The organism is Marivita sp. S0852, from assembly GCF_046591575.1.
Classification (GTDB): Bacteria; Pseudomonadota; Alphaproteobacteria; order Rhodobacterales; family Rhodobacteraceae; genus Marivita.
The window spans coordinates 126541-153049 of record NZ_JBIQWA010000003.1 but is presented as its reverse complement, the minus strand read 5'-3'; the positions used below and the strand labels follow the sequence as shown (position 1 = coordinate 153049).

Genomic DNA, 26509 nt, shown 5'->3' with positions numbered 1-26509 from the left:
CATGACATTTAATTGGCTGAAACGCTATATGCCCCGCGGTCTGTACGGGCGCGCCGCATTGATCCTGATCCTACCGGTGGTCGCTTTACAGCTGGTGGTGTCGGTTGTTTTTATTCAACGCCATTTCGAAGGCGTGACAGAACAGATGAGCCGCGAAATCGCCCGTGAAATCAATGCAACTCTTGATCCGCCACGGGTGACAGAGCCCCAACTGGCCGACGCATTGCGATTGGATTTTCTGCCAACGTCGCAAGATGACATCCCGGCCCAGAACCTGCGCCGCTGGTATGATTTTTCCGGCATCGTGGTGATCCGCACCCTGGCGCGGGATATCATCGGGTTCCGCCGGGTTCATCTGGTGGATGACCGCACGGTGCTGGTCTGGGTGCAGCGAGAGGCTCAGCCCTTGTTGAAGATCGAATTCAACCGGGAACGGGCATCGGCCTCTAACCCGCACCAGCTTTTGGTGAATATGGTGGTGTTCGGCGGCTTGATGACGTTGATTGCGTATCTTTATCTACGCAACCAATTGCGTCCGATCACTCGTCTGGCGGATGCGGCCGAGGCTTTTGGGCGCGGACGCAATGTGCCTTATTCGCCGTCCGGTGCTGTTGAAGTACGCGCGGCGGGCCACGCGTTTCTGGACATGCGCGCCCGAATCGAGCGGCAGATCGAACAGCGGACAATGATGCTTTCGGGGGTCAGTCACGATCTGCGCACCCCGCTCACCCGCCTGCGGCTTGGGGTGTCGATGCTGTCGGATGAAGATCGCGAGCCGCTGGAGCGCGACATAGAGGATATGCAAAAGCTGATTGACGCTTTTCTTGATTTTGCACGGGTCAACGCCGAAAGCGCGCAGCCCCAACGGACGGATATTCCCGATTATGTCCGCGCCATTGTTGAGGATGCAAAACGCTCTGGCATTGCGGTCGATCTGGTCGAGGCAACGGGGCAGGGGCAGATCCTGCTGCGCCAGACGGCCATGCGCCGTGCAATCGAAAACCTGATTGGCAATGCGGTGCGATACGGGTCGCGGTGCGAGGTGTCGGTTGTGCTGACCGACAAATCCCTTCGGATACGGGTCGAAGACGATGGGCCCGGCATACCCGCGGATGACCGCGAGGCCGCGCTGCGCCCGTTTGTGCGGCTTGATCCGGCGCGCAATCAGGACAAGGGGTCCGGCGTTGGGTTGGGTCTGGCCATCGCGGCGGATATCGCGCGCGTGCATGGCGGTGTTCTGCGACTGCACACCAGCACACGGCTGGGCGGATTGCGGGCGGATATCGTGGTCGCTCGATAGACCGAGGATGCCGTGCAAAACCTGTCTCATGCGGGTTTGGCGGCGGTCGGGACTGTCGGCCAGATGTGAAATGAACACAGCGCAGGCTTGACTAAGTGACGGCAGCCGGGTTCGATGAAGGTTGGACAGCCTATCAAGAATCAATAGGACGATCCCCAATGCCTGCTTACAGATTTGTGCACGACGTCATGCTGCGTGATTGCGAACCCTCTGGCATCGTATATCTTCCGCGTTATTTCGACATGGTTCACGTTGTTATCGAGAACTGGCTGGACGAAGCGCTTGATTGGCCGATGGGACAGGTGCAGGGCAGGGACGGGCTGTGTCTTCCGTTTGTTGACATCAAAGCAGAGTTTCCCGCGCCAAGCCGACTGGGAGACCGGTTGACCTGGGATCTAACCGTCCGTGACATCGGGCGCAGCAGCATGCAGCTTCGCATTATGGCGACCACCGGTGCCGACAGCCGCGTTTCGGTTGCAGGAACGCTTGTGCTATCTGAGGCAATCGCCTTGCGCACGCGCCGTTGGCCCGAGCAGGTTGTCGAACGTGTGAAAGACTACATGATCTCACCCGGTTCTTTGGCCGAAACCGCGCTTCAGTAACACGCAATCGTTGCTTTACTGGGCGGAATTGACGGCTGTGTCTTGAAGAAACGCGACCAGTTTTGATCGATCTACCGGTTTCAGCAACAACTGAAGCCCCAGTCGCTTGGTCTCGTGACGCAAATCGGCGGACCGGTCCGCCGACACAATCGCACCCGGCACAGGGCCGTATTTTTCGCGGAACACCTCGTAAAGCTGTGTTCCGGTCGCACCGGGGCTCAGCTGATAGTCCAGCAGGACGGCATCCGGGGTGATCTGCAAATCCTGCATCAACTCCAGCGCGCTGTCGGCGTCCTCGGCCTCGATCACGCTGACCCCCCAGCTTTCCATGAGAATCGACAATGCCCGCCGCAACTGCGCATCATTTTCGACCAACAGCACAATCAAACCCGCTTTGGGCAATCCAAGGGGCGACGAGGCTAACGTTTTCAAGGCCTGGTCCGCCGTGTCGTCGCGGGCCAGCGGAACGTTTACCATAAAGCACGAACCGCGACCCGGTTCGGACCAAAGACCCAGCGGATGGCCAAGCCGTGTGCAGGCGCGTTCAACAATCGCCAGCCCCAGACCAAGCCCGTCATTGTTGCTTGCTTTGGTATCAAGGCGGCGAAACTCTTCGAAAATTGATTTCTGATCGGCCTCTGCGATACCGGGGCCAGTGTCCCAGACCTCGATCCGCGCCGAAGCGCCATTGCGCCGCGCGCCCACCACAATGCGCCCATGATCGGTATAGCGGATGGCATTGGTTATCAGATTCTGAACAATGCGCCGCAAATAGGAAGGGTCCGTTTCGACCACATGCGAGCTGTCGACAATCTTGAGGGTCAGCCCTTTTTGGGCGGCAAGGATTTCCATCTCGTCCCGCAACGGATCAAATACATCGCGCAAGGCGACGGGCCGGATATCAAAGCTCAGCCCGTCCGATTCCAGTTTCGAGATGTTCAGCAAGGCATCAATAATCTGTTCGGCAGCCCCAAGCGCCGTTTCCGCCTTGGACAGCACGGCTTGTTCATGGGGGGTGTCGATCTTGTCCGACAGTGACGCGATGAACAGTTTGGCGGCGGACAGGGGTTGCAAAAGGTCATGACTGGCGGCAGCCACAAACCGGGATTTCGACGCGTTCGCACGCTCGGCGGCACTCAGCGCGTCCTCAAGCTCTATCGTGCGTTCATGGACCCGATGTTCGAGGATTTCATTCAGTTCGTAGAGTTTTTGCGCAGCTTCACGTTCTGCGGTGACATCGGTGCAGGAAATCACAAAGCCCCGATCCGGCATCGCACGGCCAAAGATGTGTAACACACTGCTGTCACCGCGCCGCACCTCAAACGAGATCGGCTGTCGCAAACCTTCTGACACCGCCCACCGCCGAAACGCCGCCCGGTCCATGCCGCGTGTGAACGCAAACGCATCGTCAAGATCATCCAGCAGGCCGATAAATGATGCACCGATCCGCATGCGGCGCGCCGGGACAGACAGCAACGTGCTGAGCTTTTGATTCCATCCCACAAGGCGAGCGTTTTCGTCAAAGATACACACCCCCTGATTAAGATGGTCCAAAGTGGCACGGATCATACGCGTCTGCTTGTCCCGCAGCTTCGCCTGTTCCTGACGTTCCACGCGCATGATATCCGTGATGTCGGTTTGCAGCACCACGGTGCCATTATTCGTCGTGCGATGCTCGGACACCTGAAGCCAGCGGTCCTGCTGCAAACGCACATTGAACATCACACGCCGGTCCTTGTGCCGCTTGCGCCGGATCTTGGACCATGTTTTTCGGTCCTGGTGGTCGGGCAGGTGAAGCTGGGCAGAGCGGCTGACGCGGTCGACATAGCTGTCAAACGATGTGCCAGGTTTAAGGTCGCGTGCGGTGTCGTTGAAATCCCTGCAAAATCGTGAATTGCACATCACAAGAAGATCGTCTGGATCAAACAGGGCAAACCCTTCCGAGATCGTCTCGATCGCATCCGCCAGATTGCGCCGCGCCGCTTCGGTTTCTTCATTGGCCCGCGCCAGCTGGGCATTGGCGTCATGCAGCAAATCCAGAGTGCGTTCCAATTCCAGCGTACGCTCGCGCACCCGTTTCTCAAGCAAGGCCGCGCGTTCGAACTGGGCGTAGGCAGCACCCGATTGCGACGTACCGAATTCCACTCTGCGCATCAGGCTTTCGGCAATTTTCAAAAGCTTTTCGTTCTGACGCTCAAGACTGTCGTTTGGATCGGTCAGGGACATTCAGACACCGTCCTTCACCGCCGGATAGATCGCGACACCGGTCAAGGTCTGGTTGACATGCAAGCCGCCGATCTGTTCGCCATAGGTGGAAAACCCGACCACATGATGCCCCGACAACACCTCTGACATGGCGCGCGTCTTTTGGCTGCGCCCGGCCTCGATACGGCGCAGGATGCAATCGCAACCCAATATGATGTCAGGCGCAATCGGATGCGACAGATCCGCAAGCCCGCGTTCCAGATGCGCCACGATGTCATCATGCGTGGCAAGGGTCAGCACCATGCCTTCGTTGATGGCGGAAAAGAACACCAGATCGTGGTTTTCGCGGACCTGCCGGATCGCGCGCACATGATGGGCATCGCCCAATCGCACCACGACCGGATGTTCGGCAAAGGTGAATTGATCCAATTGGTTGGGGTCCATTCCCAACAAACGCGCATATTCCAGCGCGGCTGGCTCGGCGTTGATTTCATGCACGACGCGCCCCTCGGGAGAGGCCGCAGTGACAACCATGCGCTGTTCGGTCGGGACCAGATGATCAAGGCTGAACACCCGCACCGGTTGGTCACATCGCGCCAGAACAATCATCGCCGCATTGGTCAGGATCTGGCCGTTCCGGGCCAGCCAGGTTTTCTCGAACCGGGTGCCATCCCCTGAAGAGCCGCCAAACAACGGTGTCGGCCCAAGCCCCGCAGAAAGAAACGCTGTCAGTTGCTCTTCACACAGGCTAAGCCCGTCAACCATCAGAAAGGCAAAATCCGACGGTCGTTCCGGTGCGCGTTGTGCCAGATCCAACCGCGCGTCAATCAGTCTGCCAGCCACCGATTGCTCGTCAAGTGCATCAATGTTTTCAATCGCATATGTCAGAGTATTGAAGTGTTTTTTTGGAAACCCAAGCGCGATGATCTGATTGTCCTGATATCCCGCCCGCCCGATTTCGCCTGCGGTTGTGCACGCCAAAACGTCCGCCGCTCCAAAGCGATCGGACGTTTCAGCCACCAATGTCTGAAAATCGGCCTCTGGTGACACAAACAAACACACAAGCTCGAAAGGTCCCGGTCCAAGCTGGCGGTCTATATTGTCTACAAAATTCGGGTCGCTGCAGTTCACCTGTGCAAATGCAATGACCCCGGCGTCGGTCTCAGTCAGTTCGGCGTCAGGACGTACCCTGGTTCCTTCCAATTGATGGTCCCTACGAGTTGGCTATGCCTTACCATATGAGGCTCAGCTATCTGTTGGCAAGACCCGGTTGAACCGCGCTTCCTGCGCAATCAGGACCGCCTGTGTGCGGCTGTGAACCCCAAGCTTGCGCATGATCGCTGTCACATGGGCTTTGACGGTGGTTTCGGCAATCGACAGATCATAGGCGATTTGCTTGTTCAATTTGCCTTCACAGATCAGGTTCAGAATACGCGCCTGCTGGTTGGTCAATGAGGCAAGCTGCGCCAAGGCCTCGTCAGGGGCATCGCGCGCAGTGTCATGCCCTTGCGGATCAATATACCCGTCAGGAACAAACGACCGCCCGCTCTGGACCGCCTCAAACGCTTTGCAGAACACCGCGCGCTGCGAATGTTTTGGCACAAACCCGTCCGCACCGGCCTTAAGCGCATGGGAAATCATCCGGTTGTCCGCCATCGACGACACGATCAACAGCCTGGATTTCGGCGCTGCCGTCCGCAGTCGCACCAGACCGTCCAACCCGTTGACATCGGGCAAATTCAAATCCAGCAGAATTAGATCAAACGCGCCGTCTGTTCCCACCATCTCAAGCGACTGGTCCAACGTCCCAGCGGTGCGGATGTCCCTGAACTCTGCAATGGAGCGCAAGGTCAGGGTCAGCGCGTCGCAAAACAGCGGATGGTCATCGACCACAAGCGCCGTCAGCGCCGATGATGCGCCATCCCTCATGACCTTTTACCCATATGTGCCGCGTTCAAGATAAATCTCGCTACGTTGCCTGTCTTGCAGATTACGCGAACCAATACGCCGCGTCACTTGTCGAAAGGTCTCATAGGCCGCGATCTGCTATTTCTCGGGCAACAACCCGCGCGGATTGAGCCGCAACACCAACAGCAGGATCACCCCCATCGTCAAAAGCCGCATATGCTGCACGCTGTCCAGCAGATGCGCCTTGAGCCAAGACCCGTCCGCCAGCCCGGCGGTCACCACCGACATCAGCAATTGTCCCATCGGCTCGACCTGAACCCACAGGAACCAGATCAGAAACCCGCCCAGAACCGCGCCCAGATTGTTTCCCGATCCGCCCACAATCACCATCACCCAGATCAAAAACGTATAGCGCAAGGGCTGGTAAGACCCCGGTGTCAGCTGACCGTCCAAAGTGGTCATCATCGCCCCGGCGATCCCGCAGATGGCCGAGCCCAGGATAAACACCTGCAAGTGGCGCGCGGTGACGTCCTTGCCCATGGCCCGCGCTGCGGTTTCATTGTCCCGGATCGCCCGCATCATCCGCCCCCAAGGGCTGTTCAGGGCGCATTGTGCCAGGACAAGCAGAACGATCAGAACCACGGCAAACAACAGCCCGTATTCCAGTTTTACGTACAGTGTGGACGCGGTTGTCGGATCAAGGCCAAACCCTGCAGCACGCTCGACAAAAGCCGGGTCGGTTTGCAAATCGACTTCATTGGGCACAGGACGGGGCAGGCCGATGACGTTCTTCACGCCCCGGGCCATCCAATCCTCGTTTTTCAGCACCGCGATGATGATCTCGGCAATGCCCAGGGTGGCAATGGCAAGGTAATCCGACCGCAGGCCAAGGGCCGTCTTGCCAATCACCCAGGCCGCACCGGCCGCCAACAGGCCACCCACCGGCCAGGCCAGCAGAACCGGCAGTCCCAGACCCCCAAGATAGCCAAACAGGGCAGGGTCCACATCTTCCACCCGCTCCACCGCCGGGTCGAACACCATGCGATAGATCACCAGCCCCACCAATAGCGTCAGTGCCGTGGCCCAACCACGCACACGTCCGCGCGTTTTCGACCAGACCAGCACCGCTGCCACAAGTGTCGCCGCGCCAAGCACCAGCCCCAGCAGGATCTGAACGCCACCCGCCGCCCATGCCTCTTCGACCGGCGGCATAGAGATCAGCACCACAGCCAAGCCGCCAAGCGCGACAAACCCCATGACACCCACATTGAACAGCCCCGCCAGCCCCCACTGCAGGTTCACACCCAACGCCATCACTGCGCTGACAAGCCCCATATTCAGGATCAAAAGCGCCGAATTCCAGCTTTGTAAAATTCCGGTGCCCAGGATCAGACAGGCAACAAGGCCAAACAGCAAAAACGTCCTCATAGCGCCTTCCCCCGGAACAATCCTGTCGGCCTGAACAAAAGCACGATCACAAGGATCACAAAACTGACCGCAAACTTGTACTCGGTGCTCAAAAACTGCATCAGCCCGTCAGGCTCCAATGCGGGTGGCATGAGATACACAAGCACCTTTTTCCAGGCATAGGTGATGCCCACCTCGGAGAACGCGATCACAAACCCGCCCGCAATGGCCCCCAACGGGTTGCCCAGCCCGCCCACAATCGCCGCCGCGAAAATCGGCAGCAGCAACTGGAAATAGGTGAAGGCCTTGAATGATTTGTCCAACCCATAAAGCACCCCCGCGATTGTTGCCAACGACGCGACGATCAGCCATGTCACCAGGACCACGCGTTCAGGGTTGATGCCAGACAACAGCGCCAGATCTTCATTGTCGGAAAACGCCCGCATGGATTTCCCAGTGCGTGTCTTGTTCAGAAACCAGAACAACACCGCGACAACCACCACCGCCGTCAGCACCGTAATCACCTGCGACGTGCGCAGAGCCAGCCCTTCCGCAAGCCCTGTCATGTCGCGAAACTCCCGCGCCGAAATGACAAACCGTTCGCCATCCGCGAAGCGATGGTCATCAGGCCCGATGATAATCCGCGTCACGCCATTATAGATAAACATGACGCCCATCGACACGATCACCAGGATCACCGGTTTTGCTTTTTGCGCGCGATAGAACTTGTAGACGTATTTGTCGGTCAGCAGCACAAGCGCGGCCGCCCCCAAAATGCCGAACGGGATCGCCAGCAACGCCGTCGGAAGCGGCCCCAGGCTTATTCCCATCGCCTGCAGACCCCAAGTGGCCAGCACCGCAAACATGGTGCCCACCGCCATCGTGTCGCCATGGGCAAAGTTTGAAAACCGCAGAATGCCGTAGATCAACGTCACCCCCAGCGCCCCAAGCGCCAACTGGCTGCCATAGGCAATGGCCGGGATCAGGACAAAATTCGTTAATGCGACAATGCCGTTCAGAAAATCCATCTCACCGCCCCACGCGTCTTCTTTTCAAAAATTTGCATTTGCAGGGCTATCCCCCCAGGAACGACCGGCGCACATCCGGGTTCGCCAACAGCTCTTTTCCGGTGCCGGAATAGCCGTTGGCCCCCTGCACCAGAACATAGCCTTTATCCGCAATCTCAAGCGCTTGACGGGCGTTCTGTTCCACCATGAGGATCGAGATCCCGGTGCGCGCCACCTCGATGATGCGATCAAACAATTCATCCATGACAATCGGTGACACCCCGGCGGTCGGTTCATCCAGCATCAGCAGCTTGGGTTGCGTCATCAGCGCCCGACCCACCGCCACCTGCTGGCGTTGTCCGCCCGACAATTCGCCAGCCGCCTGCAACCGTTTTTCGCGCAGGATGGGAAACAGCGCATAGACTTGCTCCAACGTGTCTGAAAAATCATCGGTGCGAATAAACGCACCCATTTCAAGGTTTTCCTCGACGGTCATCGAGGTAAAGATATTGGCGACCTGCGGCACAAACCCCATGCCATGGCGCACCCGCGCCTGTGGAGTCAAATGGGTGATGTCCTCGCCATCCAGCCGCACCGCGCCCTCGCGCAGATCCAGCATCCCGAACACGGCTTTCATCGCCGTGGACTTGCCCGCACCGTTTGGCCCGACAATGACCGCGATCTCACCGCGCTCGACCGCGATGGTGCAATTGTGCAGAATGTCAGGACCACTTTTGCCATACCCGCCGGTCATCCCATCACCAATCAAAAACGGCTCAGCCACAGGACACCTCGTGTTCCATCTTCTTGCCCGAAATATCCCGGGGGAGGCGCGCAGCGCCGGGGGCAGCGCCCCCAACCGGCGACGCCGACAGGCGGCGCAAAAACATGCCGGTCACGACACCGCCTCTTTGTTCTTCAACTCGGTGTTCTTCAGGCCGGTGCCCAGATACGCTTCAATGACCCGTTCATCCGCCTTGATCTGATCAATCGTGCCTTTTGACAGCACCTTGCCCTCGGCCATGACAATCACCGGGTCACACAACCGTCCGATAAAATCCATGTCGTGCTCGATCATGCAAAACGTATAGCCGCGTTCCTTGTTCAGCCGGATGATGGCGTCGCCGATTGTGTTCAGCAATGTGCGGTTCACGCCTGCGCCAACCTCATCCAGAAACACGATCCGTGCGTCGACCATCATGGTCCGGCCCAGCTCAAGCAGTTTTTTCTGCCCACCCGACACCTGTCCCGCCTTGTGATCGGACAAATGCTCAATCGTCAGGAATTCCAACACCTCATCAGCCTTGGCCCGCAGTGCGCGCTCTTGTTCGGCGATCCGTTTGCGACCGAACCATGTGTTCCACAGACGCTCTCCGGTTTGATCGCCCGGCACCATCATCAGGTTTTCGCGGCAGGTCATCGAGCTGAACTCATGCGCGATCTGAAACGTCCGCAAGAGGCCTTTGTGGAAAAGGGTATGCGGCGGCAGACCGGTGATGTCTTCGCCCGCCATGAAAACCTGGCCAGAGGTTGGCGGCAGAACACCGGCAACAACATTAAACAATGTTGTTTTGCCCGCTCCATTGGGGCCGACCAGCCCGGTGATTGACCCGGTTTCAATCTCAAGCGTTGCCCCATCCACGGCATGGAACCCGCCAAAATGCCGATGGAGATTTTTAACCTCGATCATATCTCACCCAAGACGACGCACGGCCCTTTAACAATTCGAAACGGCGCAGGAAATCCTGCGCCGTTCGTGGTCACGTCAAATACCCGCGCTTAGCGGTAGCCGACCACTTCCAATGCACCGTCTTCGACAATAAACTCGGCATAGCTGCCCGCAGCTTCGCCAGGTCCAACAAATTCGACACCGGTTGCGCCGCTGTAATCCACGTCGCCGCCACCGGCAAGGATTTCAATCGCCTTGGCAAGCTCGCCTGGCATGATCGTCTCGCCGGGGGCGTTGGCCACCATTTCGATCTTGCCGACATACTCTGCCGGATCGCTGGACCCGGCGGCCGCCATGGCCAGCAACATCAGCGCCGCCGCGTCATAGCTTTCGCCGGCATAGACGCTTGTGCCGTCGATCCCGGCGGCCGACGCCATTTCGGCAAAGGTTGCGCCACCGGCATTGTCGCTGCCGGGGGCTGTGCCGATCGATCCGTCGATGTCGCTGCCGAATGCGTCGGTCAGAGCGTCGCCAATCATACCGTCGCCCAGCGCAAAAATGTCGAACGCACCGGAATCCAGCGCGCCCTGGATGATACCTGCACCACCCTGGTCAACATAGCCAAGCACGACAAGCGCATCACCACCCGCCGATGCCAGAGCCCCCACTTCGGCCGAATAATCCGCCTTGCCGTCTTCGTGCGGGGCGGCCAGCGTGACAGAGCCGCCCGCCTCTTCGAACGACGCCTGAAACGCGTCGGCAAAGCCTTTGCCGTAGTCATTGTTGGTATAGGTGACGGCCACCGACATCATGCCTTTTTCCACCAGTACCTCGGCCAGAACAGCCCCCTGACGGGCGTCGGATGGCGCGGTGCGGAAGAACAGGCCGTTGTCTTCGGCGGCGGACAGGGCGGGCGATGTTGCCGACGGGGAAATCATGACCATTCCGTTGGGCACCGCAACATTGGCCAGAACCGCGCCGGTCACACCGGAACAATCAGCCCCCATAATGGCGCTCACGCCGTCGCTGGTGATCAGACGCTCGGCGGCCGCCGTTGCCGCTGCACTGTCGACACATGTGGTGTCAGCCCGCACCGGGGTCACTGTCGCACCATCAAGCAACAAACCGCTTTCGGTCACTTCCGCCATCGCCATCTCGGCACCTGCCGCCATGGCGGGTGTCAGCGATTCAATCGGGCCGGTATAGCCCAAAAGCACACCCATCTTGATTTCATTGGAATGGTTGTCTGCAAATGCAGCACCCGCCATCAACGCGCCAGCCGCAGTGGCCGTCAGCAGTTTTTTCATTGTGTAACTCCCATATTGGAACATCTTGGTGTTCTGCCAAAAGAGTAAAGTTGCGCGCCGGAAAAGAAAACCCCTGTCGCAAGGGGAGCGGACCAGATCAAGATCAAACGATTTCAAACTGTTACGCAACCCAGTGCATGGGGTGATCTGGGCCGGGGCCGGAATCGGGGCGCGTTCACGACTGCGTTCCTGCGGTTGTCGCGCGCAGGCTGTCCCCCATATCCTTTCACACAGGCACACCAATCCGGAGACATCCCATGCTGCGTTTGCGCCCCTTATCCTTTGCCGTGTCCTTTGCAGTGATGATCCTGACGGCCCCGGTCGGGGCGACAGCGCAGGTTGCGTCGGAAACACTGACGACATCGGCCGGCACAATGCAGGTTTCGGCTGCGGTCACCGGGCTTGATACGCCCTGGGCGTTTGGGTTCTTGCCGGGTGGGCAGATCGTTATCACGGAACGCAACGGGGACGTTCTTTTGGTAAACCCCGGCGACAGTGCTGTCACGCTGGACGCGCCGCCCGAGGTGGAGGTCGACGGGCAGGGCGGTTTGCTTGACGTGCTGGTCCCTCGCGATTTTGCCCAAAGCCGGGAGCTGATTTTCACCCATGCCAAGCGGCAGGGGCGGGGCAGTGGCACCGCCGTGACGGTGGCGACGCTCAATGCCGACGGCACCGCGCTGACCGATCACAAAACCATATTCGAGATCGCCCCAGGCTCCAGCGGCGGGCGGCATTTCGGATCGCGGGTTGTCGAAGCGCCCGATGGTACTCTGTTTGTCACAATCGGAGATCGCGGCGATCGCCCCTCCGCGCAAGACCGGTCGCTGCATAACGGATCGGTAGTGCGTATCACCCGGAACGGATCGGTTCCGGCGAACAATCCGTTTGTTTCGGTCGATGGCGTACAGCCCGAGATCTGGTCCTATGGTCACCGCAACCCGCAAGGGGCCGCCTTCGATCAGAGCGGCCAGTTCTGGGTCAATGAACATGGCGCGCGGGGCGGAGACGAGGTGAACCGGGTTGAGAAAGGGGCCAATTACGGCTGGCCGGTGATTTCCTATGGCCGTCACTATTCCGGTCGCAGCATCGGAGAAGGCACCGAGAAAGACGGCATGATGCAGCCAGAAGCCTATTGGGACCCGTCCATCGCTCCGTCCGGAATGACAATCTATTCCGATGGGCCACTGTCTGGCTGGAATGGCGACATGTTCGTCGGATCGCTGAAATTTGACTATATCGCCCGACTGGAGGGATCGCCGCTGCGCGAGGTCGAACAGATCAAAGGCGACACAACGCAACGCGTCCGCGACATCCGGCAGGGTCCGGATGGTGCCTTATGGTTCCTCAGCGTGGGCAACGGGGCGCTGTATCGGATGTCAGCAGCCGCGTCCTGACCTGACCAAACCATAGCGATGCTGGCGATATGCAGCTTACACCGACAGCCGCGATGCATGTGCGCCGCGTTCGCGGTAGGGCGTCGTTTCATAATGTGCGCGGTAGCATTTTGAGAAATGCGACGGAGAGGCAAACCCGCAGGCCAGGGCCACGTTGATCACGCTCATATCGGTCTGCATCAGCAGGTTGCGCGCTTTTTGCAGGCGCAGTTCCATGTAATACCGCTTGGGCGAGCGGCTCAGATACCGGCGGAACAGACGTTCCAGCTGTCGCGTGGACATACCGACCTGCTGGGCAAGGATCGACGGGCTGATCGGCTCTTCGATGTTCTGCTCCATCATCTGGATGACTTTCGACAATTTCGGATGCCGGACGCCAATGCGGGTCGGCACGGACAGGCGTTGGGTGTCCTGATCGGTGCGGATCGAGTTGTAAATCAGCTGATCGGCCACCGCACTGGCCAGCTCTTCTCCGTGATCGTCGGCAATGATCTTGAGCATCAGGTCAACCGACGCGGTGCCGCCTGCTGTCGTAATGCGATTACCATGGACCACGAAAATCGACTTGGTCAGTTCGACTTCGGGAAACTCTTCGGTAAAGCTGTCCTGGTTTTCCCAATGGATTGTCGCGCGCTTGCCGTCCAGCAAACCCGCCGTTGCCAACGTATAGGCCGCCGTACACAGCCCGCCGATGGTCAACCCGCGCCGGGCCTCGCGGCGTAGCCAGTTGATGGTGCGTTTCGTGGTTGCGGCTTGCACATCAATGCCGCCGCAGATCAGAATCACGTCGTCCCGGTTCAGCTCGTGCAGATCCCCGTCCAGCCGAAACGACACCCCTGCAGAACAGGCAATTTCCTCGCCGCCTTCGCCTATAATCGTCCAGTCATAAAGTGTGCGATTGGCCATGCGGTTGGCGATCCGCAACGCTTCGACGGCGGCGGCGAAACACAGCATGGTGAAATTCGGCAAGAGCGCAAACACAAAGCGACGGGGGCGGTCCGGAACATGATCAAGCTCAACCGTTTGGCGTGTGGGTAACATTGGCTGTGTTCCTCCATGTGCTCTGCGGCACCTTGTCAATCACATGGTCAGAACTCGCGCACCGGGTCAAGCATCGCGAAATCATTTCTGATATGGTCAGACTGGCGCAGCTTCTGTATAGCAAGGCCGCTAACGCTAACGATGACATTGGATCAACCGGAGTAAAAACAATGACCGAGTGGCAAAAATCAGGCTGGCGCGCAAAACCGCGGGTTCAGATGCCTGACTATACGGATAAAGCGGCGCTGGAGGCAGTTGAGGCCCAGCTTGCCAAATATCCGCCGCTGGTCTTTGCCGGTGAGGCGCGCAAGCTGAAAACCGCACTGGGGGCCGCCGGGCGCGGTGAGGCGTTCCTGCTTCAGGGTGGCGATTGTGCCGAGGCTTTCGACCAATTCAGCGCCAACGCGATCCGCGACACGTTCAAGGTGATGTTGCAGATGGCCATGGTGCTGACCTTCGGTGCCAAGGTGCCGGTGGTCAAGGTGGGCCGTATGGCTGGGCAATTCGCCAAGCCGCGCTCTGCGCCCACGGAAACGGTGGATGGCGTGGAACTGCCCAGCTACCGCGGCGACATCATCAACGATCTGCCGTTCACGGCCGAGGCGCGCATTCCTAACCCGGAAAAGATGTTGCAGGCCTACACTCAGGCGGCGGCAACCCTGAACCTGCTGCGGGCGTTCTCGACCGGAGGTTTTGCGGATGTGCATCAGGTTCACGGCTGGACCCTTGGATTTACCGAAGGTGAAAACGCTGCCAAGTACCGCGATATGGCCGCCCGGATCAGCGATACGCTTGATTTCATGACAGCCGCAGGCGTCGACAGCGACCGCGCGCACACCTTGCAATCGGTCGATTTCTACACCAGCCACGAATCGCTGCTGCTTGAGTATGAAGAGGCCCTGACACGTCGGGACAGCACCTCTGGCAAATGGCTTGCCGGATCGGGTCACATGATCTGGATCGGCGACCGCACGCGGCAGCCGGATGGCGCACATGTGGAATTTGCGCGCGGCGTTTTGAACCCGGTCGGCATGAAATGCGGCCCGACCACTTCGGCAGAAGACCTCAAGGTGCTGATGTCCAAGCTGAACCCAGAAAACGAAGAGGGCAAACTGACCCTGATCGCGCGGTTCGGCGCAGGCAAAGTCGGCGAACACTTGCCGCGCCTTATCAAAGCCGTGGCCGAAGAGGGGGCTAACGTCACCTGGGTCTGTGATCCGATGCACGGCAACACCATCAAGTCGTCCACCGGCTACAAGACACGTCCCTTCGACGCGGTCCTGCGCGAGGTCAAGGACTTCTTTGCCGTCCACAATGCCGAAGGCACCGTTCCCGGAGGTGTGCATTTCGAGATGACCGGCCAGGACGTGACCGAATGCACCGGCGGTGTCCGCGCGGTCAGCGAAGAAGACCTGAGCGACCGTTACCACACGGCCTGTGACCCCCGCCTCAACGCGTCCCAGTCGCTTGAGCTGGCGTTCCTTGTTGCAGAAGAGCTGACCACTCGCCGGACCGCAGCACAGGACGCCAAAGTCGGCTAAGCGTTCTGGTATTTATCAGATCTCTTAAGGCGGGTCGCGAGGCCCGCCTTTTTCAATTGGACACGACAAGCCGTAAATGTCCCCGGCTGATCAATGCCGGACGCGGTGCCGGTGTTGCGCGTGCTACGGGCGTTGCGGTGACGGCGGTGATCTCGAACCTACGGGGTGTGCAGTCAAGCAGTCCCGTTGTGATAAATGTTCCAAGAAGTTTGCACACGCCCCGCGCGTCCCGCAACGGATACATCCACAGCTGGGCGTTCAACGCGGGTTGGCCGAACCGCACCGGGGATCTGAGCGTCATGGTCACTTTCGCCGGGTCTTCAAGGCATTTGGCGATCTGATCGGTAAACCGCTGTCTGGCGGCCGGGTTGACCAGTGCCGCCAAAGGCATGCCGGACGCCTCCATGCCTAAGGCGGCATTGATGGACCCTCCGGCCACCCGCAACCGTGCGTGGCCTGCCGACAGATGTTCGGCGATAAAGGCGTATTCCAACGCATCCTGAATGGCACCGGGATCAATAGAGGCGCGATCAGGTACGGTTCCGTCTTTGGCAAGATGATGCCAGTAGCGATCCACAATCTGAACCGCATCCGCCTGATGCTGCGTCAAAGCTTGATCCATCAGCGAAGGACTGTGCATGTCTCATCTCCCCAATATGTCACCCGTGTAAAGATTTAGCATAAATGTCGATCAAATTGTTCTGCGATCTTAACACTTGGTTAACACTTCAGCCGTCATGCGCGCCTTGCATCGCTGCGCGCCACGGCGTAACCGAAAGCGGGTGGCGTTGGCAAAGTGGGGACATATGCGACATTCCATGACAGGGTTTGCGTCCGGGCAGGGCGAGGCGCTTGGCCTTGGCTGGACCTGGGACGTGCGCAGCGTGAACAATCGCGGGCTGGATATCCGGATTCGGGTGCCCGACTGGATCGAAGGTCTTGAACAGGCCCTGCGCGCTGTTGTGTCCAAGCGGGTCGCGCGGGGCAATGTCACCGTGTCCCTGCGCCTGCAATCCAGCACCACTGACCCGGTCCAGGAACTAAACACGGCGCAACTTGACCGCGTTTTGACCGCCATGCTGAAAATCGAGGAAGACGCCATGGCGCGGGGCCTGTCGCTGACCGCGTCCAGTGCGGCGGATCTGATTTCCGTGCGTGGCGTGATGGATGTTCCGCATCAGCAAGCGGACCCGGCACAGGTCCGCGCGCATCTGCTTGACGATTTTGCCCCTGTTCTGGACAGTTTCCTTGCATCGCGGGCCAGCGAAGGTGTGGCGTTGGCCGACGTGCTGGCACGCCAAGTTGCCCAGGTGTCGGATCTGGTTGACCAAGCCGGTGCGCTGGCGGACGCGCGCAAAGACGAACAGGCAGAGCGGATGCGCAGCGCAATGGCGCGGGTTCTGGAAAATCAGGACACCGTGGACGAACAGCGCGTGGCGCAGGAATTGGCCCTGATTGCGGTCAAGGCAGATGTCACCGAAGAGCTGGACCGCCTGCGCGCCCATGTCGATGCGGCAAGCGCGCTGTTGAATACAGATGGCGCTGTGGGGCGCAAACTGGATTTCCTGATGCAGGAATTTAACCGCGAGGCCAACACCCTGTGTTCCAAATCCCAATCCGCCCCGTTGACGGCGGTCGGGCTAGAGCTGAAATCGGTGATCGAACAAATGCGCGAGCAGGTTCAGAATGTGGAGTAAGCCATGAGCACACGTCGCGGTCTGTTGATTATCCTGTCTTCCCCGTCCGGGGCGGGCAAATCCACATTGTCCCGGCGTTTGCTGGAATGGGACGATGCGCTTCGCTTTTCGGTATCAGCCACAACGCGCGCGCCACGGCCCGGTGAAGTGGATGGCGAACACTATCATTTCCTGTCCGAAGACGCATTCAAGAAAGACGTCAACGCAGGCGATATGCTCGAACATGCGCATGTCTTCGGCAATTTCTACGGCAGCCCGCGCAAACCGGTTCAAACCGCCATCGAAAACGGGCGCGACGTTTTGTTCGACATTGACTGGCAGGGCGCGCAGCAAATCGTGAATTCGTCACTGGGTCCGCATACGCTGTCGATCTTTATTCTGCCGCCCTCTATCGCCGAACTCAGACGCCGTCTGGAAAGCCGTGGACAGGACAGCATCGACACCATCGGCAAACGCATGCTCAAAAGCTGGGACGAGATCAGCCATTGGGGCAGCTATGATTTCGTGCTGGTCAATGACGATCTGGACCGCACCTTCAACGATCTGAAAACCATCGTCACCGCCACGCGGCTGCGGCGTCTGCAACAACCCGGACTGGTGGAACATGTGCGCGGTCTTCAACAGGAATTCGAGGATTTGACATGACGCTTTACGCTTTGGACGGGGTCGCCCCGCAGATCGCCGAGGACAGCTGGATCGCGCCTGATGCCAATGTGATCGGCGATATCGTGGTGGGCACAGAAGCCAGCATCTGGTTCGGCTCAACCCTGCGCGGAGACAATGAGCGCATCACGCTGGGTGCTGGCTCCAATATTCAGGAAAACTGTGTGCTGCACACCGATATGGGCTTTCCGCTGATGATTGGCGAAAGCTGCACCATTGGCCACAAGGTCATGCTGCACGGCTGTACCATTGGCGACAATTCCCTGATCGGCATGGGGGCCACCATTCTGAACGGTGCAAAGATCGGCAACAACTGCCTGATCGGGGCAGGGGCGTTGATCACCGAAGGCAAAGAGATTCCGGATGGATCATTGGTGATGGGCATGCCCGGCAAAGTGGTGCGGCAACTGGATGCAGCGGCGATTGAGGGCCTGCGCGAAACCGCGGCAGGGTACGTCTCCAACATGCGGCGCTTCCGGGATGGATTGCGCGCGGTTTAAGATCAAACGATCCAGTTGAAAGCAATTTTTGCCACGGTGGGATCGTACTGGTTTGCGGAACGGGTGTTTCTCTGACACTCGGTTTATCCACGGTTGTTCAGCGATTTCAGCAAAACAAAATACGCCAGAAGCAAGGTGACAATATCAACAACCGTAAGCGGAACAGACGGCTTTCCGCTGGCGGGCGCGCTGTCATAAATCTTGACAACAGCCGTTTGCAATTCAACCGGCACGGGCCCCATGATGCCGTCTTCGGTATGTTTGACCCGCTCCAACCAGTTAGTCACGACATCGCTGAACGCCTCCATCGCCGCAATTTCGGCAGGTTGGCCCGCATAGAACGTTTCAATCAGGTCGCGTAAGGCTTCTTCCAGATTGCTCAGCGCAGCGGCCACGTCGCGGATATTGCTCTGTTTGCTTTGAAAGCTCTGACGCGCCGAATAGGCATTGGGGGAGAACCGCTGCTGCTGATAAATCATATGGTTGAGATGCGACCTGGATTTCAGCGACCGCCCCAATGACGCGCTTAACTCTTCAAAAATGTGGCTCCAACTGTCGATTTTCTGAGACATGGCAGTATGGGCAGCCGTATGCGGCGCGGGCGGATCGCCCATGAGTTTATGGCGTTCAACAACGATGTCATGCGTCAAACGCTTCAATCGAATAAGCTGTCCTTCATGGGTCATGTTAGAAATCCATTAATAAATGACGGGATCTGCCCAACAGCATATCCACCCCATCTTGATCCGCCAAGAAAGAGAGAGACGGATGTCGGCCCGTCTTGTATTTATGACCGTCTTTCCTCTCTTGCACCTTGCCACATCCAAAGCTATACGCGCGCCACTGACACCGCAGGCGGGGTCGGGCCTTTGGGGGAGACATCCCCAATCGTCCACCGGTTGGCCCTCTGGCTGATACCCCCGCCCCAGGATTGAAACCGGAAAGGATACGACACATGGCTCTTCCAGAGTTCAACATGCGTCAGCTGCTTGAAGCTGGCGTTCACTTCGGCCACCAGACGCAGCGTTGGAACCCCCGCATGGGCGAGTTCATCTATGGCGCGCGCAATGGCATCCACATTATGGATCTGACACAGACCGTCCCGATGCTTGACGCGGCATTGAAGGTGATCCGCGACACCGTGGCCAAAAACGGCCGCATCCTGTTTGTCGGCACCAAGCGTCAGGCACAGCAGCCGATCGCGGACGCCGCCGAAAAATGCGCGCAGTATTACATGAACCACCGCTGGCTGGGCGGCACGCTGACCAACTGGCAGACCGTGTCCAAGTCAATCCAGCGTCTGAAATCCATTGACGAGCAGATGGAAACCGGTGCCGAGGGCCTGACCAAGAAAGAGCGTCTGGGCATGGAGCGCGATCAGGGCAAACTGCAGGCGTCGCTTGGCGGTATCCGCGAAATGGGCGGTGTGCCTGATCTGCTTTTCGTCATCGACGTCAAGAAAGAAGCGCTGGCCGTCGCCGAAGCCAACAAGCTGGGCATCCCTGTTGTGGCTGTGGTTGACACAAACTGCTCGCCCGATGGTGTGGACTACATCATCCCCGGCAATGATGACGCGGCGCGGGCCATCTCGCTGTACTGTGATCTGGCCGCACGCGCAGCGCTTGACGGCATGACCGCCCAGATGGGTGCGGCTGGCGTTGATCTTGGTGCGCTTGAAGAAGCCCCGGTTGAAGAGGTTGTCGCAGAAGAGGCACCGGCCGACGCACCGGCCAGCTGACCGGCCCGCGACACTATAGTGATATGACAGGGCAGGGCGGTCAGTGGCCGCCCAACCGCCCGTTCAAATATGAGGAGAGCCGATATGGCGATCACAGCAGCACTTGTGAAAGAACTCCGCGAGATGACCGCGGCTGGCATGATGGATGCCAAAAAAGCGCTGGTTGAAACCGGTGGCGACATGGAAGCGGCCATTGACTGGCTGCGCACCAAAGGTCTGGCCAAGGCCGCCAAGAAATCTGACCGCACGGCGGCTGAAGGTCTCGTGGCCGTTCAGGTTGCAGGCGGCAAAGGCGTTGCGGTCGAGGTGAACTCTGAAACCGATTTCGTCGGCAAAAACGCGGACTTCCAGTCCATGGTGGGCGACATCGCTGCCGCCGCTTTGACGGTTGATGACGTAGACGCGCTCAAGGCGACAGATATCGGTGGCAAGACGGTTGAAGAAACCATCACTGACAAGATCGCCACCATTGGCGAAAACATGTCTCTGCGCCGCATGGCGACCGTCGAGGGCACACAAGTCGTGTCTTACGTCCACAACGCGGCGGCTGACGGCATGGGCAAGATCGGCGTTCTGGTTGCGCTTTCGGGCGAAAACGAAGCGTTCGGCAAGCAGGTTGCGATGCACATCGCAGCTGTGAACCCGGCATCGTTGTCCGAAGATGATCTTGACCCAGCGGTGGTTGAAAAGGAACGTCAAATCCAGATCGACATTGCCAAGGAATCAGGCAAGCCCGACGCCGTGATCGAAAAGATGATCGTCGGTCGTATGAAGAAGTTCCTTAGCGAAGTCACATTGCTGGGCCAGTCTTTCGTGATCAACCCGGACCTGACCGTCGAAGCAGCCGCCAAGGAAGCTGGTGTTGAGATCACCGGCTTTGTGCGTCTTGAAGTTGGCGAAGGCATCGAAAAGAAAGAAGAAGACTTCGCCGCTGAAGTTGCGAAAGCCGCACAAGGCTAAGCGTCTGTTCCATCGGATGAAATTCTGCTAAACGAACCAAGCGGCGCTGTTAGAATAAACAGCGCCGCTTTTCCATGCACAGACCGGGATTACCAGGGACCCGACGGTCTTTGAATGTGCGGGGCAAAATCAGCCGGGACAGCTGGAACACGCCTGTGCACATCCTGCATTATAGTGAGACCCGCAGAGCCAGATAATACGAAGGGTGCGAGCCTCCCGTTCCCAGGCTGTAATTGCCACCACTCACGGAACGATTTCATATTGCCAGTTAACGCAAGGTCAAGGAAGTCTGGATTTCCTGACCCGCATATTTTTTACGTTTTCAACCATCGCTGACAAACATCTGGTTCTGAAGCGCCGCTTTCAGCACCGCTTGGGCGGTGGTGTCCACATTCAACGCAGCCCGCGCCAACCGCAGGTGTTTTTCAACCGTCGCTGGTGTCAGCCCCATAATCGTTGCAATGTCCTGCATCGTCTTGCCTCCGCCAACCCATTCAAGCGCTTCACGCTGGCGTTTGGTCAGGCTTTGGTTCGGCGGCGTGTAGGGCAGGGTCAGGATTTTCAGATGAACGATATTGTTCATCAATTGTATCATCTCGCCCGATCTGTCCCACATGGCATCCACGTCTTTTTGAGACATGCCAGGTTCAGCAATCAGCGCGACCGCCCCTTTGGCGCGATCCGACAGGCTTCGAAAGCTGATCGAGAACCCCGCCGTGATGCCATGTTGTGCGTTGAAATTCAGGATGCGGCGCTCGGCGTCGGTGACGGTGCCGCTGTCCATCATCATCTGCAAAACCGTCCAACTGGCCGCGCCATCGTTCTCAAGCGCCCAACGCACCATCGGCGCGTGACGGTACAGGCCATCATGCACAAAGCGCGACACGTAGTTTGTATCAATATTCGACAGGATGATAAAATCGTTCGGGTCGCCAAGCGACGTTTGCGTCCGGAACCGGGTGAAGCCGTATAACAACCGATCAAAGCCAAAGCGGGCCATGCAGCGACAATGTAAATCCCACAGCGCCTCAATGCTGTTGGCATGGGTCAAATCAAGCAAATCTGCGTTATGCGGCGACGTCATCAGAGGCGGGTTATCGGTTTCACGCCGTATGGTAAGTCGTGCGGGAAAGCTTTGTCTACAAAGTTACACCAAATAAATATATTACATAATACTGATTATAAGATTTACCAAAATCAAGTTTCCCACAAAGACAGTCAGATCAATGGCCTGTTCCCATGTCTTCATGTTTGCTTTACCCGATCCCCTTTTGCAGTTCTTTTGGATCGGATCACAGTATGAAACATCCAACCAATCAAACGCGCATCATCGCGCCGCGCAATCACGCATCTGTCGGACCTGATTCCATCTGCATCGTCGCTGTTTTGCGATCCAAAGACGTGTCCACCGCTGCATAAGACCCACCTCGCCACATGGAGTGCCGCCGGTTTACCAATTTATTCCAATGCCATGCAGCGCGCAGTTCATGCGGCTTAAACACTGTCTGCGACTGTCATAAAACCGTTACGTCCCTGTCACAAAAGCGTAGCCAAACATGCCTAGATCCACGGCCAACGGTTGTCGTGCGATCAACCGGAAAACGCCACCAAAGGACGTTACATCATGTGCGCAAACCTGTCTGTATCGCTGCTGGCCATCGCGACGGTCACCGCCAGCTCTGCATTGGCGCGGGACAATGTGCAAATCGCGGGGTCGTCCACGGTTTTGCCCTATGCCTCTATCGTGGCCGAAGCATTTGGCGAAAATTTCGATTATCCCACCCCGGTGGTTGAATCCGGTGGGTCCTCTGCCGGGCTGAAACGATTTTGCAACGGTGTGGGTGAAAACACCATCGACATCGCCAACGCCTCGCGCGCCATGCGCGAACGCGAAGTGGCGGTCTGCGTCGCAAACGGTGTCTCAGACATCATCGAAGTGCGTTTCGGCTATGATGGCATCGTCATTGCAAGCCAGCTTGATGGCCCGGCATTTATCGCCTTCAAGCCGTCGGACTGGTTCAACGCGCTTGGCGCGACCGTTCTGATCGACGGTGCGCTGGTTGAAAACCCGTATCACTCCTGGTCCGAGGTCAACCCGAACCTGCCAGCGGTCGAGATCGCGGCGTTTATTCCGGGCACGAAACACGGTACACGCGAAGTTTTCGAAGAAAAAGTGCTGCTTCAGGGGTGCGAAGACACCGGCGCGCTGAAGGCGATGATCGACAGCGGCATGTCCGAGGATGCCGCAGAACATGCGTGCCTGTCCGTGCGCACCGATGGGAAATCTGTCGATATTGACGGCGATTACACCGAAACGCTGGCCCGCGTCGACAGCAACCCGAACGGTGTGGGTGTCTTTGGGCTCGCCTTTTACGAAAACAATACCGACACGCTGAAAGTGGCCACCATGTCCGGCGTTGCCCCATCGACCGAAACGATTGCAGTCGGAGAATACCCGGTCTCGCGGCCGTTGTTTTTCTATATCAAAAAAGCCCATATCGGCGTGATTCCCGGACTCAAGGAATTCGCCGAATTCTTTGTCGCCGATGAGATTGCCGGTCCGGACGGACCGCTGGCCGAATATGGTCTGGTGTCCGATCCCGACCTTGCCGACACGCAGGCCCTGATCGCAAACGAGCAGGTTATGGACATCAATATGTAAGCCGGCTGACGTGACCACCGGGTGCCGGGCAACGGGCACCCTTCCCCTTGATTGACTGACATTCGGCGGAGCCGCCATGCCTCTACACTGGATCATTTTATGCGTCGGCGCACTTGCCCTTATCGGCTATGCAACGGGACGCGCCCGCGCGCTGGCATCAGCTGACGGCAATGTGCGGCTGCTGCACTCTTTGCCCGGCTATTACGGGGCCAATGTTGCCATGACGACCATCGTACCGGCGATGGGTGTGTTGGTGATCTGGGCTTTGATACAACCGCTTGTGGTTAATGCCCTCGTGCTGTCCGACCTGCCCGCCAGCGCCGTTGCGCCCGGATCGTCCGCCGACCTTGTCATGAGCGACGTCCGCCGTGTGGCGGACGGGCTGACAGAGGCGATTGCACAAGGCGTCACCACTCAGAGCGCGGTTGCGGTTCTGGACGTCACTGTTACGGATCTCCGTGCGCTGCTGGGCTCTGTCGGGGTGGCGGTTGGATCGAACGTGTCGAACGACGTGCTGCAACTGGCCCGGTCGTATCGGGCGCTGAATGCCACTGGCAATTGGATGATGACGCTTGTTGTTCTTGCCATCGCACTTGCAGGCTTTGTCTGGGCTGCCCGGCAGGCTGATCGGGATTACCGGGCGCGCAACACGGTTGAAAAAGGGATGAAGGCGGTCCTGGTCGCGGCGGCGTCAATTGCGATCCTGACCACGCTCGGCATCGTGCTCAGCCTTGTGTTCTCCACCATTGAGTTTTTTGGCCTGTACCCCGCCAAGGAGTTCTTCTTCTCCCTCACATGGGCCCCCAGCTTTGGCGGCGGGTCCGAATTGGGGCTTTTGCCGCTATTGTGGGGCACGCTTTATATTTCGCTGATTGCGCTTCTTGTGGCCGTTCCGATCGGCCTGTTTGCCGCGATCTATCTCGCTGAATATGCCAGCCCGAAACTGCGTGCGTTCGCCAAACCCACGCTAGAGCTGTTGGCCGGTATCCCGACAATCGTCTACGGCCTGTTCGCGCTCTTGACTGTGGGGCCGCTGCTGATGCGCGTCTTTGGCGACGATGGTCTTGGCTGGATGCAGGCCGGAACCGCCGTGATGACGGCCGGGCTTGTCATGGGCATCATGTTGATCCCGTTTGTGTCCTCCTTGTCGGATGACATTATCAATTCAGTGCCTCAATCGCTGCGCGACGGGTCTTATGGATTGGGGGCCACCCGGTCTGAAACCATCAAACAGGTCATCCTGCCCGCCGCCCTGCCCGGCATTGCCGGTGCCATTCTGCTGGCTGCAAGCCGCGCCATTGGCGAAACGATGATTGTCGTTCTGGGGGCCGGTGCCGCAGCGCGGTTAAGCATGAACCCGTTTGACGCCATGACAACCGTCACCGCGAAAATCGTAAGTCAGCTGACCGGCGACGCCGATTTTGCCAGCCCCGAAGCGCTTGTTGCCTTTGCTTTGGGGATGTCGCTGTTCGTCATCACCCTGGGTCTGAATGTGCTGGCCCTCTACATCGTGCGCAAATACCGGGAGCAATACGAATGACCGACGCCGCCTCCATGCCAGCCGCCACCGACGCACCCGCCCAGGGCACGTCGCTCACCGCGGTCGACGCGCGCACCGCAAGGCGCAACGCCGCTGAACGCCGCTTTAGGATGTACGGTCTTGTCGCGGTGTCGATTGGCCTGATCTTTCTTGTGACCTTGCTCAGCACAATCGTGTCAAACGGTCTGGGTGCGTTTCAGCAGACCTTTATCACCACGCAGGTCTATCTTGACCCCGCCAAGCTTGATAAAACCGGGGACCGCAATCCCGATGATTTACGAAAAGTCACAACTTTTGGCTATACACCCCTGATTCAAAACGCAGTTTTCGAAACTGTCCAGGATCTTGGCATCGAAACACCTTTGAGCACCGCCAAAGACATGAGGCCGCTGATCTCGGCCTCTGCTGCCGCGCAGGTGCGCAATTTTGTGTTGGCCAACCCCGATAAAATCGGCGAAACCGTTGAATTCCGCATTCTCGCGGCCAGCCGCGTGGATGGCTATCTGAAAGACCGCGTACAGCGCGAAGACGTGGCCAGAGACAAAAACATCGACGCAGAACATCTTGATGTGACAGATGATCTTTTGTCAGCCGGTGTCGTGTCGAAATCCTTCAACTTGTCCTTTATCACCGGCTCCGACGCCTCGGAAAGCCGCGCGGAACAGGCGGGGATGGGTGTGTCGATGCTGGGATCGCTGTTCATGATGTTGGTCGTATTGGTGCTGTCGCTGCCCATCGGCGTGGCGGCCTCGATCTATCTAGAGGAATTCGCCCCGAAAAACCGCATCACGGACCTGATCGAGGTCAACATCTCCAACCTTGCCGCCGTACCCTCTATCGTATTTGGCATTCTGGGACTGGCGGTGTTCATCCAGTTCATGCACCTGCCGCAATCGGCACCTTTGGTGGGCGGGTTGGTGCTGACCTTGATGACGCTGCCCACGATTATCATCTCGACCCGTGCATCGCTCAAAGCGGTGCCGCCCTCAATCCGCGATGCGGCTCTTGGGATTGGCGCGTCCAAGATGCAGACGGTGTTTCACCACGTTCTGCCGCTGGCCATGCCCGGTATTTTGACCGGCACGATTATCGGTCTGGCCCAAGCGCTTGGTGAAACCGCGCCGTTGCTGTTGATCGGGATGGTGGGCTTTATCGCGTCGAATTATCCCGATGGCCTTGCCAGCGGATTTCTCGACCCGAACTCCGCCATGCCCGCGCAGATCTATGAATGGGCCAAACGCGCCGACCCGGCCTATTATGAACGGGCCTGGGGCGGAATTATCATTCTTCTGCTGTTTCTTCTGACCATGAACATCATCGCCATTCTTCTGCGCCGCCGTTTTGAGCGCCGCTGGTAATCAGGACCCT

The 26509-nt window shown here is 58.4% G+C and carries 24 protein-coding genes; 12 read left to right on the top strand and 12 right to left on the bottom strand.

Going from position 1 to position 26509, the window contains the following annotated elements:
- The first annotated feature begins 1 nt into the window (after position 1).
- Positions 2-1300: an ATP-binding protein gene (locus ACG74X_RS07120; protein WP_411233576.1), complete on the top strand. Its 1299-nt coding sequence runs from the start codon at positions 2-4 to the stop codon at positions 1298-1300.
- A gap of 158 nt (positions 1301-1458) precedes the next feature.
- Positions 1459-1902 carry an acyl-CoA thioesterase gene (locus ACG74X_RS07115; RefSeq protein WP_411233575.1) on the top strand — a complete coding sequence of 148 codons (444 nt, stop codon included), beginning with the start codon at positions 1459-1461 and terminating at the stop codon, positions 1900-1902.
- Between the two features lie 15 nt (positions 1903-1917).
- On the opposite strand, the gene ACG74X_RS07110 is transcribed toward ACG74X_RS07115, so the two are convergent.
- The 8 genes from ACG74X_RS07110 to ACG74X_RS07075 form a co-directional block, all read right to left on the bottom strand.
- Positions 1918-4128, bottom strand: coding sequence for a PAS-domain containing protein (locus ACG74X_RS07110; protein WP_411233573.1), 2211 nt, complete (start codon positions 4126-4128; stop codon positions 1918-1920).
- Positions 4129-5310 (bottom strand): FIST N-terminal domain-containing protein, encoded by a 1182-nt coding sequence (locus ACG74X_RS07105; RefSeq protein WP_411233572.1) that lies wholly within the window; start codon positions 5308-5310, stop codon positions 4129-4131.
- A 42-nt stretch (positions 5311-5352) separates the two neighbouring features.
- Positions 5353-6036, bottom strand: a complete 684-nt coding sequence (locus ACG74X_RS07100; RefSeq protein ID WP_411233570.1) for a response regulator — start codon at positions 6034-6036, stop codon at positions 5353-5355.
- A gap of 117 nt (positions 6037-6153) precedes the next feature.
- Positions 6154-7443 (bottom strand): branched-chain amino acid ABC transporter permease, encoded by a 1290-nt coding sequence (locus ACG74X_RS07095; protein ID WP_411233569.1) that lies wholly within the window; start codon positions 7441-7443, stop codon positions 6154-6156.
- On the bottom strand, positions 7440-8450 hold the full coding sequence (locus tag ACG74X_RS07090) for a branched-chain amino acid ABC transporter permease (RefSeq protein ID WP_411233567.1): 1011 nt from the start codon (positions 8448-8450) through the stop codon (positions 7440-7442). The genes ACG74X_RS07095 and ACG74X_RS07090 overlap by 4 nt, the downstream gene beginning before the upstream one ends.
- 46 nt (positions 8451-8496) lie before the next feature.
- Positions 8497-9213: an ABC transporter ATP-binding protein gene (locus ACG74X_RS07085; protein ID WP_411233565.1), complete on the bottom strand. Its 717-nt coding sequence runs from the start codon at positions 9211-9213 to the stop codon at positions 8497-8499.
- A 111-nt stretch (positions 9214-9324) separates the two neighbouring features.
- Positions 9325-10119 carry an ABC transporter ATP-binding protein gene (locus ACG74X_RS07080; RefSeq protein ID WP_411233563.1) on the bottom strand — a complete coding sequence of 265 codons (795 nt, stop codon included), beginning with the start codon at positions 10117-10119 and terminating at the stop codon, positions 9325-9327.
- 89 nt (positions 10120-10208) lie between these two features.
- Positions 10209-11405 (bottom strand): ABC transporter substrate-binding protein, encoded by a 1197-nt coding sequence (locus tag ACG74X_RS07075; RefSeq protein ID WP_411233561.1) that lies wholly within the window; start codon positions 11403-11405, stop codon positions 10209-10211.
- Between the two features lie 257 nt (positions 11406-11662).
- Here ACG74X_RS07075 and ACG74X_RS07070 point away from each other — a divergent pair, with 257 nt between their 5' ends.
- A complete protein-coding gene (locus tag ACG74X_RS07070; protein WP_411233560.1) occupies positions 11663-12799 on the top strand; it encodes a PQQ-dependent sugar dehydrogenase in 1137 nt (378 codons plus the stop codon).
- A gap of 36 nt (positions 12800-12835) precedes the next feature.
- Here the strand turns inward: ACG74X_RS07070 and ACG74X_RS07065 are convergent, their stop codons facing one another.
- Positions 12836-13840, bottom strand: a complete 1005-nt coding sequence (locus ACG74X_RS07065) for a GlxA family transcriptional regulator (protein WP_411233558.1) — start codon at positions 13838-13840, stop codon at positions 12836-12838.
- A gap of 170 nt (positions 13841-14010) precedes the next feature.
- On the opposite strand from ACG74X_RS07065, the gene ACG74X_RS07060 reads away from it, so the two are divergent.
- Positions 14011-15381, top strand: coding sequence for a class II 3-deoxy-7-phosphoheptulonate synthase (locus ACG74X_RS07060; protein ID WP_411233556.1), 1371 nt, complete (start codon positions 14011-14013; stop codon positions 15379-15381).
- A gap of 52 nt (positions 15382-15433) precedes the next feature.
- On the opposite strand, the gene ACG74X_RS07055 is transcribed toward ACG74X_RS07060, so the two are convergent.
- A complete protein-coding gene (locus ACG74X_RS07055) occupies positions 15434-16021 on the bottom strand; it encodes a PAS domain-containing protein (protein ID WP_411233554.1) in 588 nt (195 codons plus the stop codon).
- A 178-nt stretch (positions 16022-16199) separates the two neighbouring features.
- On the opposite strand from ACG74X_RS07055, the gene ACG74X_RS07050 reads away from it, so the two are divergent.
- From ACG74X_RS07050 to ACG74X_RS07040, 3 genes are read left to right on the top strand one after another with little or no spacing between them, the layout of a single operon-like run.
- The gene (locus tag ACG74X_RS07050) at positions 16200-17078 is read left to right on the top strand and encodes a YicC/YloC family endoribonuclease (protein WP_411233552.1); all 879 of its coding nucleotides are present in this window, start codon (positions 16200-16202) and stop codon (positions 17076-17078) included.
- Between the two features lie 3 nt (positions 17079-17081).
- Positions 17082-17723: a guanylate kinase gene (gene gmk, locus ACG74X_RS07045; RefSeq protein WP_411233551.1), complete on the top strand. Its 642-nt coding sequence runs from the start codon at positions 17082-17084 to the stop codon at positions 17721-17723.
- On the top strand, positions 17720-18241 hold the full coding sequence (locus ACG74X_RS07040) for a gamma carbonic anhydrase family protein (RefSeq protein WP_411233549.1): 522 nt from the start codon (positions 17720-17722) through the stop codon (positions 18239-18241). The genes gmk and ACG74X_RS07040 overlap by 4 nt, the downstream gene beginning before the upstream one ends.
- Positions 18242-18324: 83 nt before the next feature.
- On the opposite strand, the gene ACG74X_RS07035 is transcribed toward ACG74X_RS07040, so the two are convergent.
- Positions 18325-18927 carry a hypothetical protein gene (locus tag ACG74X_RS07035; RefSeq protein ID WP_411233548.1) on the bottom strand — a complete coding sequence of 201 codons (603 nt, stop codon included), beginning with the start codon at positions 18925-18927 and terminating at the stop codon, positions 18325-18327.
- A gap of 269 nt (positions 18928-19196) precedes the next feature.
- Here ACG74X_RS07035 and rpsB point away from each other — a divergent pair, with 269 nt between their 5' ends.
- Together rpsB and tsf are read left to right on the top strand one after the other, a co-directional pair.
- Positions 19197-19979 (top strand): 30S ribosomal protein S2, encoded by a 783-nt coding sequence (gene rpsB, locus ACG74X_RS07030; RefSeq protein ID WP_411233546.1) that lies wholly within the window; start codon positions 19197-19199, stop codon positions 19977-19979.
- Between the two features lie 84 nt (positions 19980-20063).
- Positions 20064-20939: a translation elongation factor Ts gene (gene tsf / locus ACG74X_RS07025; RefSeq protein ID WP_411233544.1), complete on the top strand. Its 876-nt coding sequence runs from the start codon at positions 20064-20066 to the stop codon at positions 20937-20939.
- Between the two features lie 322 nt (positions 20940-21261).
- Here tsf and ACG74X_RS07020 read toward each other — a convergent pair whose 3' ends face one another.
- The gene (locus tag ACG74X_RS07020) at positions 21262-22023 is read right to left on the bottom strand and encodes a LuxR family transcriptional regulator (RefSeq protein WP_411233543.1); all 762 of its coding nucleotides are present in this window, start codon (positions 22021-22023) and stop codon (positions 21262-21264) included.
- 540 nt (positions 22024-22563) lie between these two features.
- On the opposite strand from ACG74X_RS07020, the gene ACG74X_RS07015 reads away from it, so the two are divergent.
- From ACG74X_RS07015 to pstA, 3 genes are all read left to right on the top strand, one after another.
- Complete coding sequence (locus tag ACG74X_RS07015; protein ID WP_411233541.1) at positions 22564-23601, top strand: substrate-binding domain-containing protein; 1038 nt, start codon at positions 22564-22566, stop codon at positions 23599-23601.
- 76 nt (positions 23602-23677) lie between these two features.
- Positions 23678-25141 (top strand): phosphate ABC transporter permease subunit PstC, encoded by a 1464-nt coding sequence (gene pstC / locus ACG74X_RS07010; RefSeq protein WP_411233539.1) that lies wholly within the window; start codon positions 23678-23680, stop codon positions 25139-25141.
- Positions 25138-26499: a phosphate ABC transporter permease PstA gene (gene pstA / locus ACG74X_RS07005; protein WP_411233537.1), complete on the top strand. Its 1362-nt coding sequence runs from the start codon at positions 25138-25140 to the stop codon at positions 26497-26499. Before pstC ends, pstA begins: the two co-directional genes overlap by 4 nt.
- Positions 26500-26509 lie beyond the last annotated feature (10 nt).

Bases quoted from the DNA above. Each gene is read 5' to 3' on its own strand.
- ACG74X_RS07120 (WP_411233576.1), top strand. From the start codon at position 2: ATGACATTTAATTGGCTGAAACGCTATATGCCCCGCGGTCTGTACGGG.
- ACG74X_RS07115 (WP_411233575.1), top strand. From the start codon at position 1,459: ATGCCTGCTTACAGATTTGTGCACGACGTCATGCTGCGTGATTGCGAA.
- ACG74X_RS07110 (WP_411233573.1), bottom strand. From the start codon at position 4,128: ATGTCCCTGACCGATCCAAACGACAGTCTTGAGCGTCAGAACGAAAAG.
- ACG74X_RS07100 (WP_411233570.1), bottom strand. From the start codon at position 6,036: ATGAGGGATGGCGCATCATCGGCGCTGACGGCGCTTGTGGTCGATGAC.
- ACG74X_RS07095 (WP_411233569.1), bottom strand. From the start codon at position 7,443: ATGAGGACGTTTTTGCTGTTTGGCCTTGTTGCCTGTCTGATCCTGGGC.
- ACG74X_RS07090 (WP_411233567.1), bottom strand. From the start codon at position 8,450: ATGGATTTTCTGAACGGCATTGTCGCATTAACGAATTTTGTCCTGATC.
- ACG74X_RS07080 (WP_411233563.1), bottom strand. From the start codon at position 10,119: ATGATCGAGGTTAAAAATCTCCATCGGCATTTTGGCGGGTTCCATGCC.
- ACG74X_RS07075 (WP_411233561.1), bottom strand. From the start codon at position 11,405: ATGAAAAAACTGCTGACGGCCACTGCGGCTGGCGCGTTGATGGCGGGT.
- ACG74X_RS07070 (WP_411233560.1), top strand. From the start codon at position 11,663: ATGCTGCGTTTGCGCCCCTTATCCTTTGCCGTGTCCTTTGCAGTGATG.
- ACG74X_RS07065 (WP_411233558.1), bottom strand. From the start codon at position 13,840: ATGTTACCCACACGCCAAACGGTTGAGCTTGATCATGTTCCGGACCGC.
- ACG74X_RS07060 (WP_411233556.1), top strand. From the start codon at position 14,011: ATGACCGAGTGGCAAAAATCAGGCTGGCGCGCAAAACCGCGGGTTCAG.
- ACG74X_RS07055 (WP_411233554.1), bottom strand. From the start codon at position 16,021: ATGCACAGTCCTTCGCTGATGGATCAAGCTTTGACGCAGCATCAGGCG.
- ACG74X_RS07050 (WP_411233552.1), top strand. From the start codon at position 16,200: ATGACAGGGTTTGCGTCCGGGCAGGGCGAGGCGCTTGGCCTTGGCTGG.
- gmk (WP_411233551.1), top strand. From the start codon at position 17,082: ATGAGCACACGTCGCGGTCTGTTGATTATCCTGTCTTCCCCGTCCGGG.
- ACG74X_RS07040 (WP_411233549.1), top strand. From the start codon at position 17,720: ATGACGCTTTACGCTTTGGACGGGGTCGCCCCGCAGATCGCCGAGGAC.
- ACG74X_RS07035 (WP_411233548.1), bottom strand. From the start codon at position 18,927: ATGACCCATGAAGGACAGCTTATTCGATTGAAGCGTTTGACGCATGAC.
- rpsB (WP_411233546.1), top strand. From the start codon at position 19,197: ATGGCTCTTCCAGAGTTCAACATGCGTCAGCTGCTTGAAGCTGGCGTT.
- tsf (WP_411233544.1), top strand. From the start codon at position 20,064: ATGGCGATCACAGCAGCACTTGTGAAAGAACTCCGCGAGATGACCGCG.
- ACG74X_RS07020 (WP_411233543.1), bottom strand. From the start codon at position 22,023: ATGACGTCGCCGCATAACGCAGATTTGCTTGATTTGACCCATGCCAAC.
- ACG74X_RS07015 (WP_411233541.1), top strand. From the start codon at position 22,564: ATGTGCGCAAACCTGTCTGTATCGCTGCTGGCCATCGCGACGGTCACC.
- pstC (WP_411233539.1), top strand. From the start codon at position 23,678: ATGCCTCTACACTGGATCATTTTATGCGTCGGCGCACTTGCCCTTATC.
- pstA (WP_411233537.1), top strand. From the start codon at position 25,138: ATGACCGACGCCGCCTCCATGCCAGCCGCCACCGACGCACCCGCCCAG.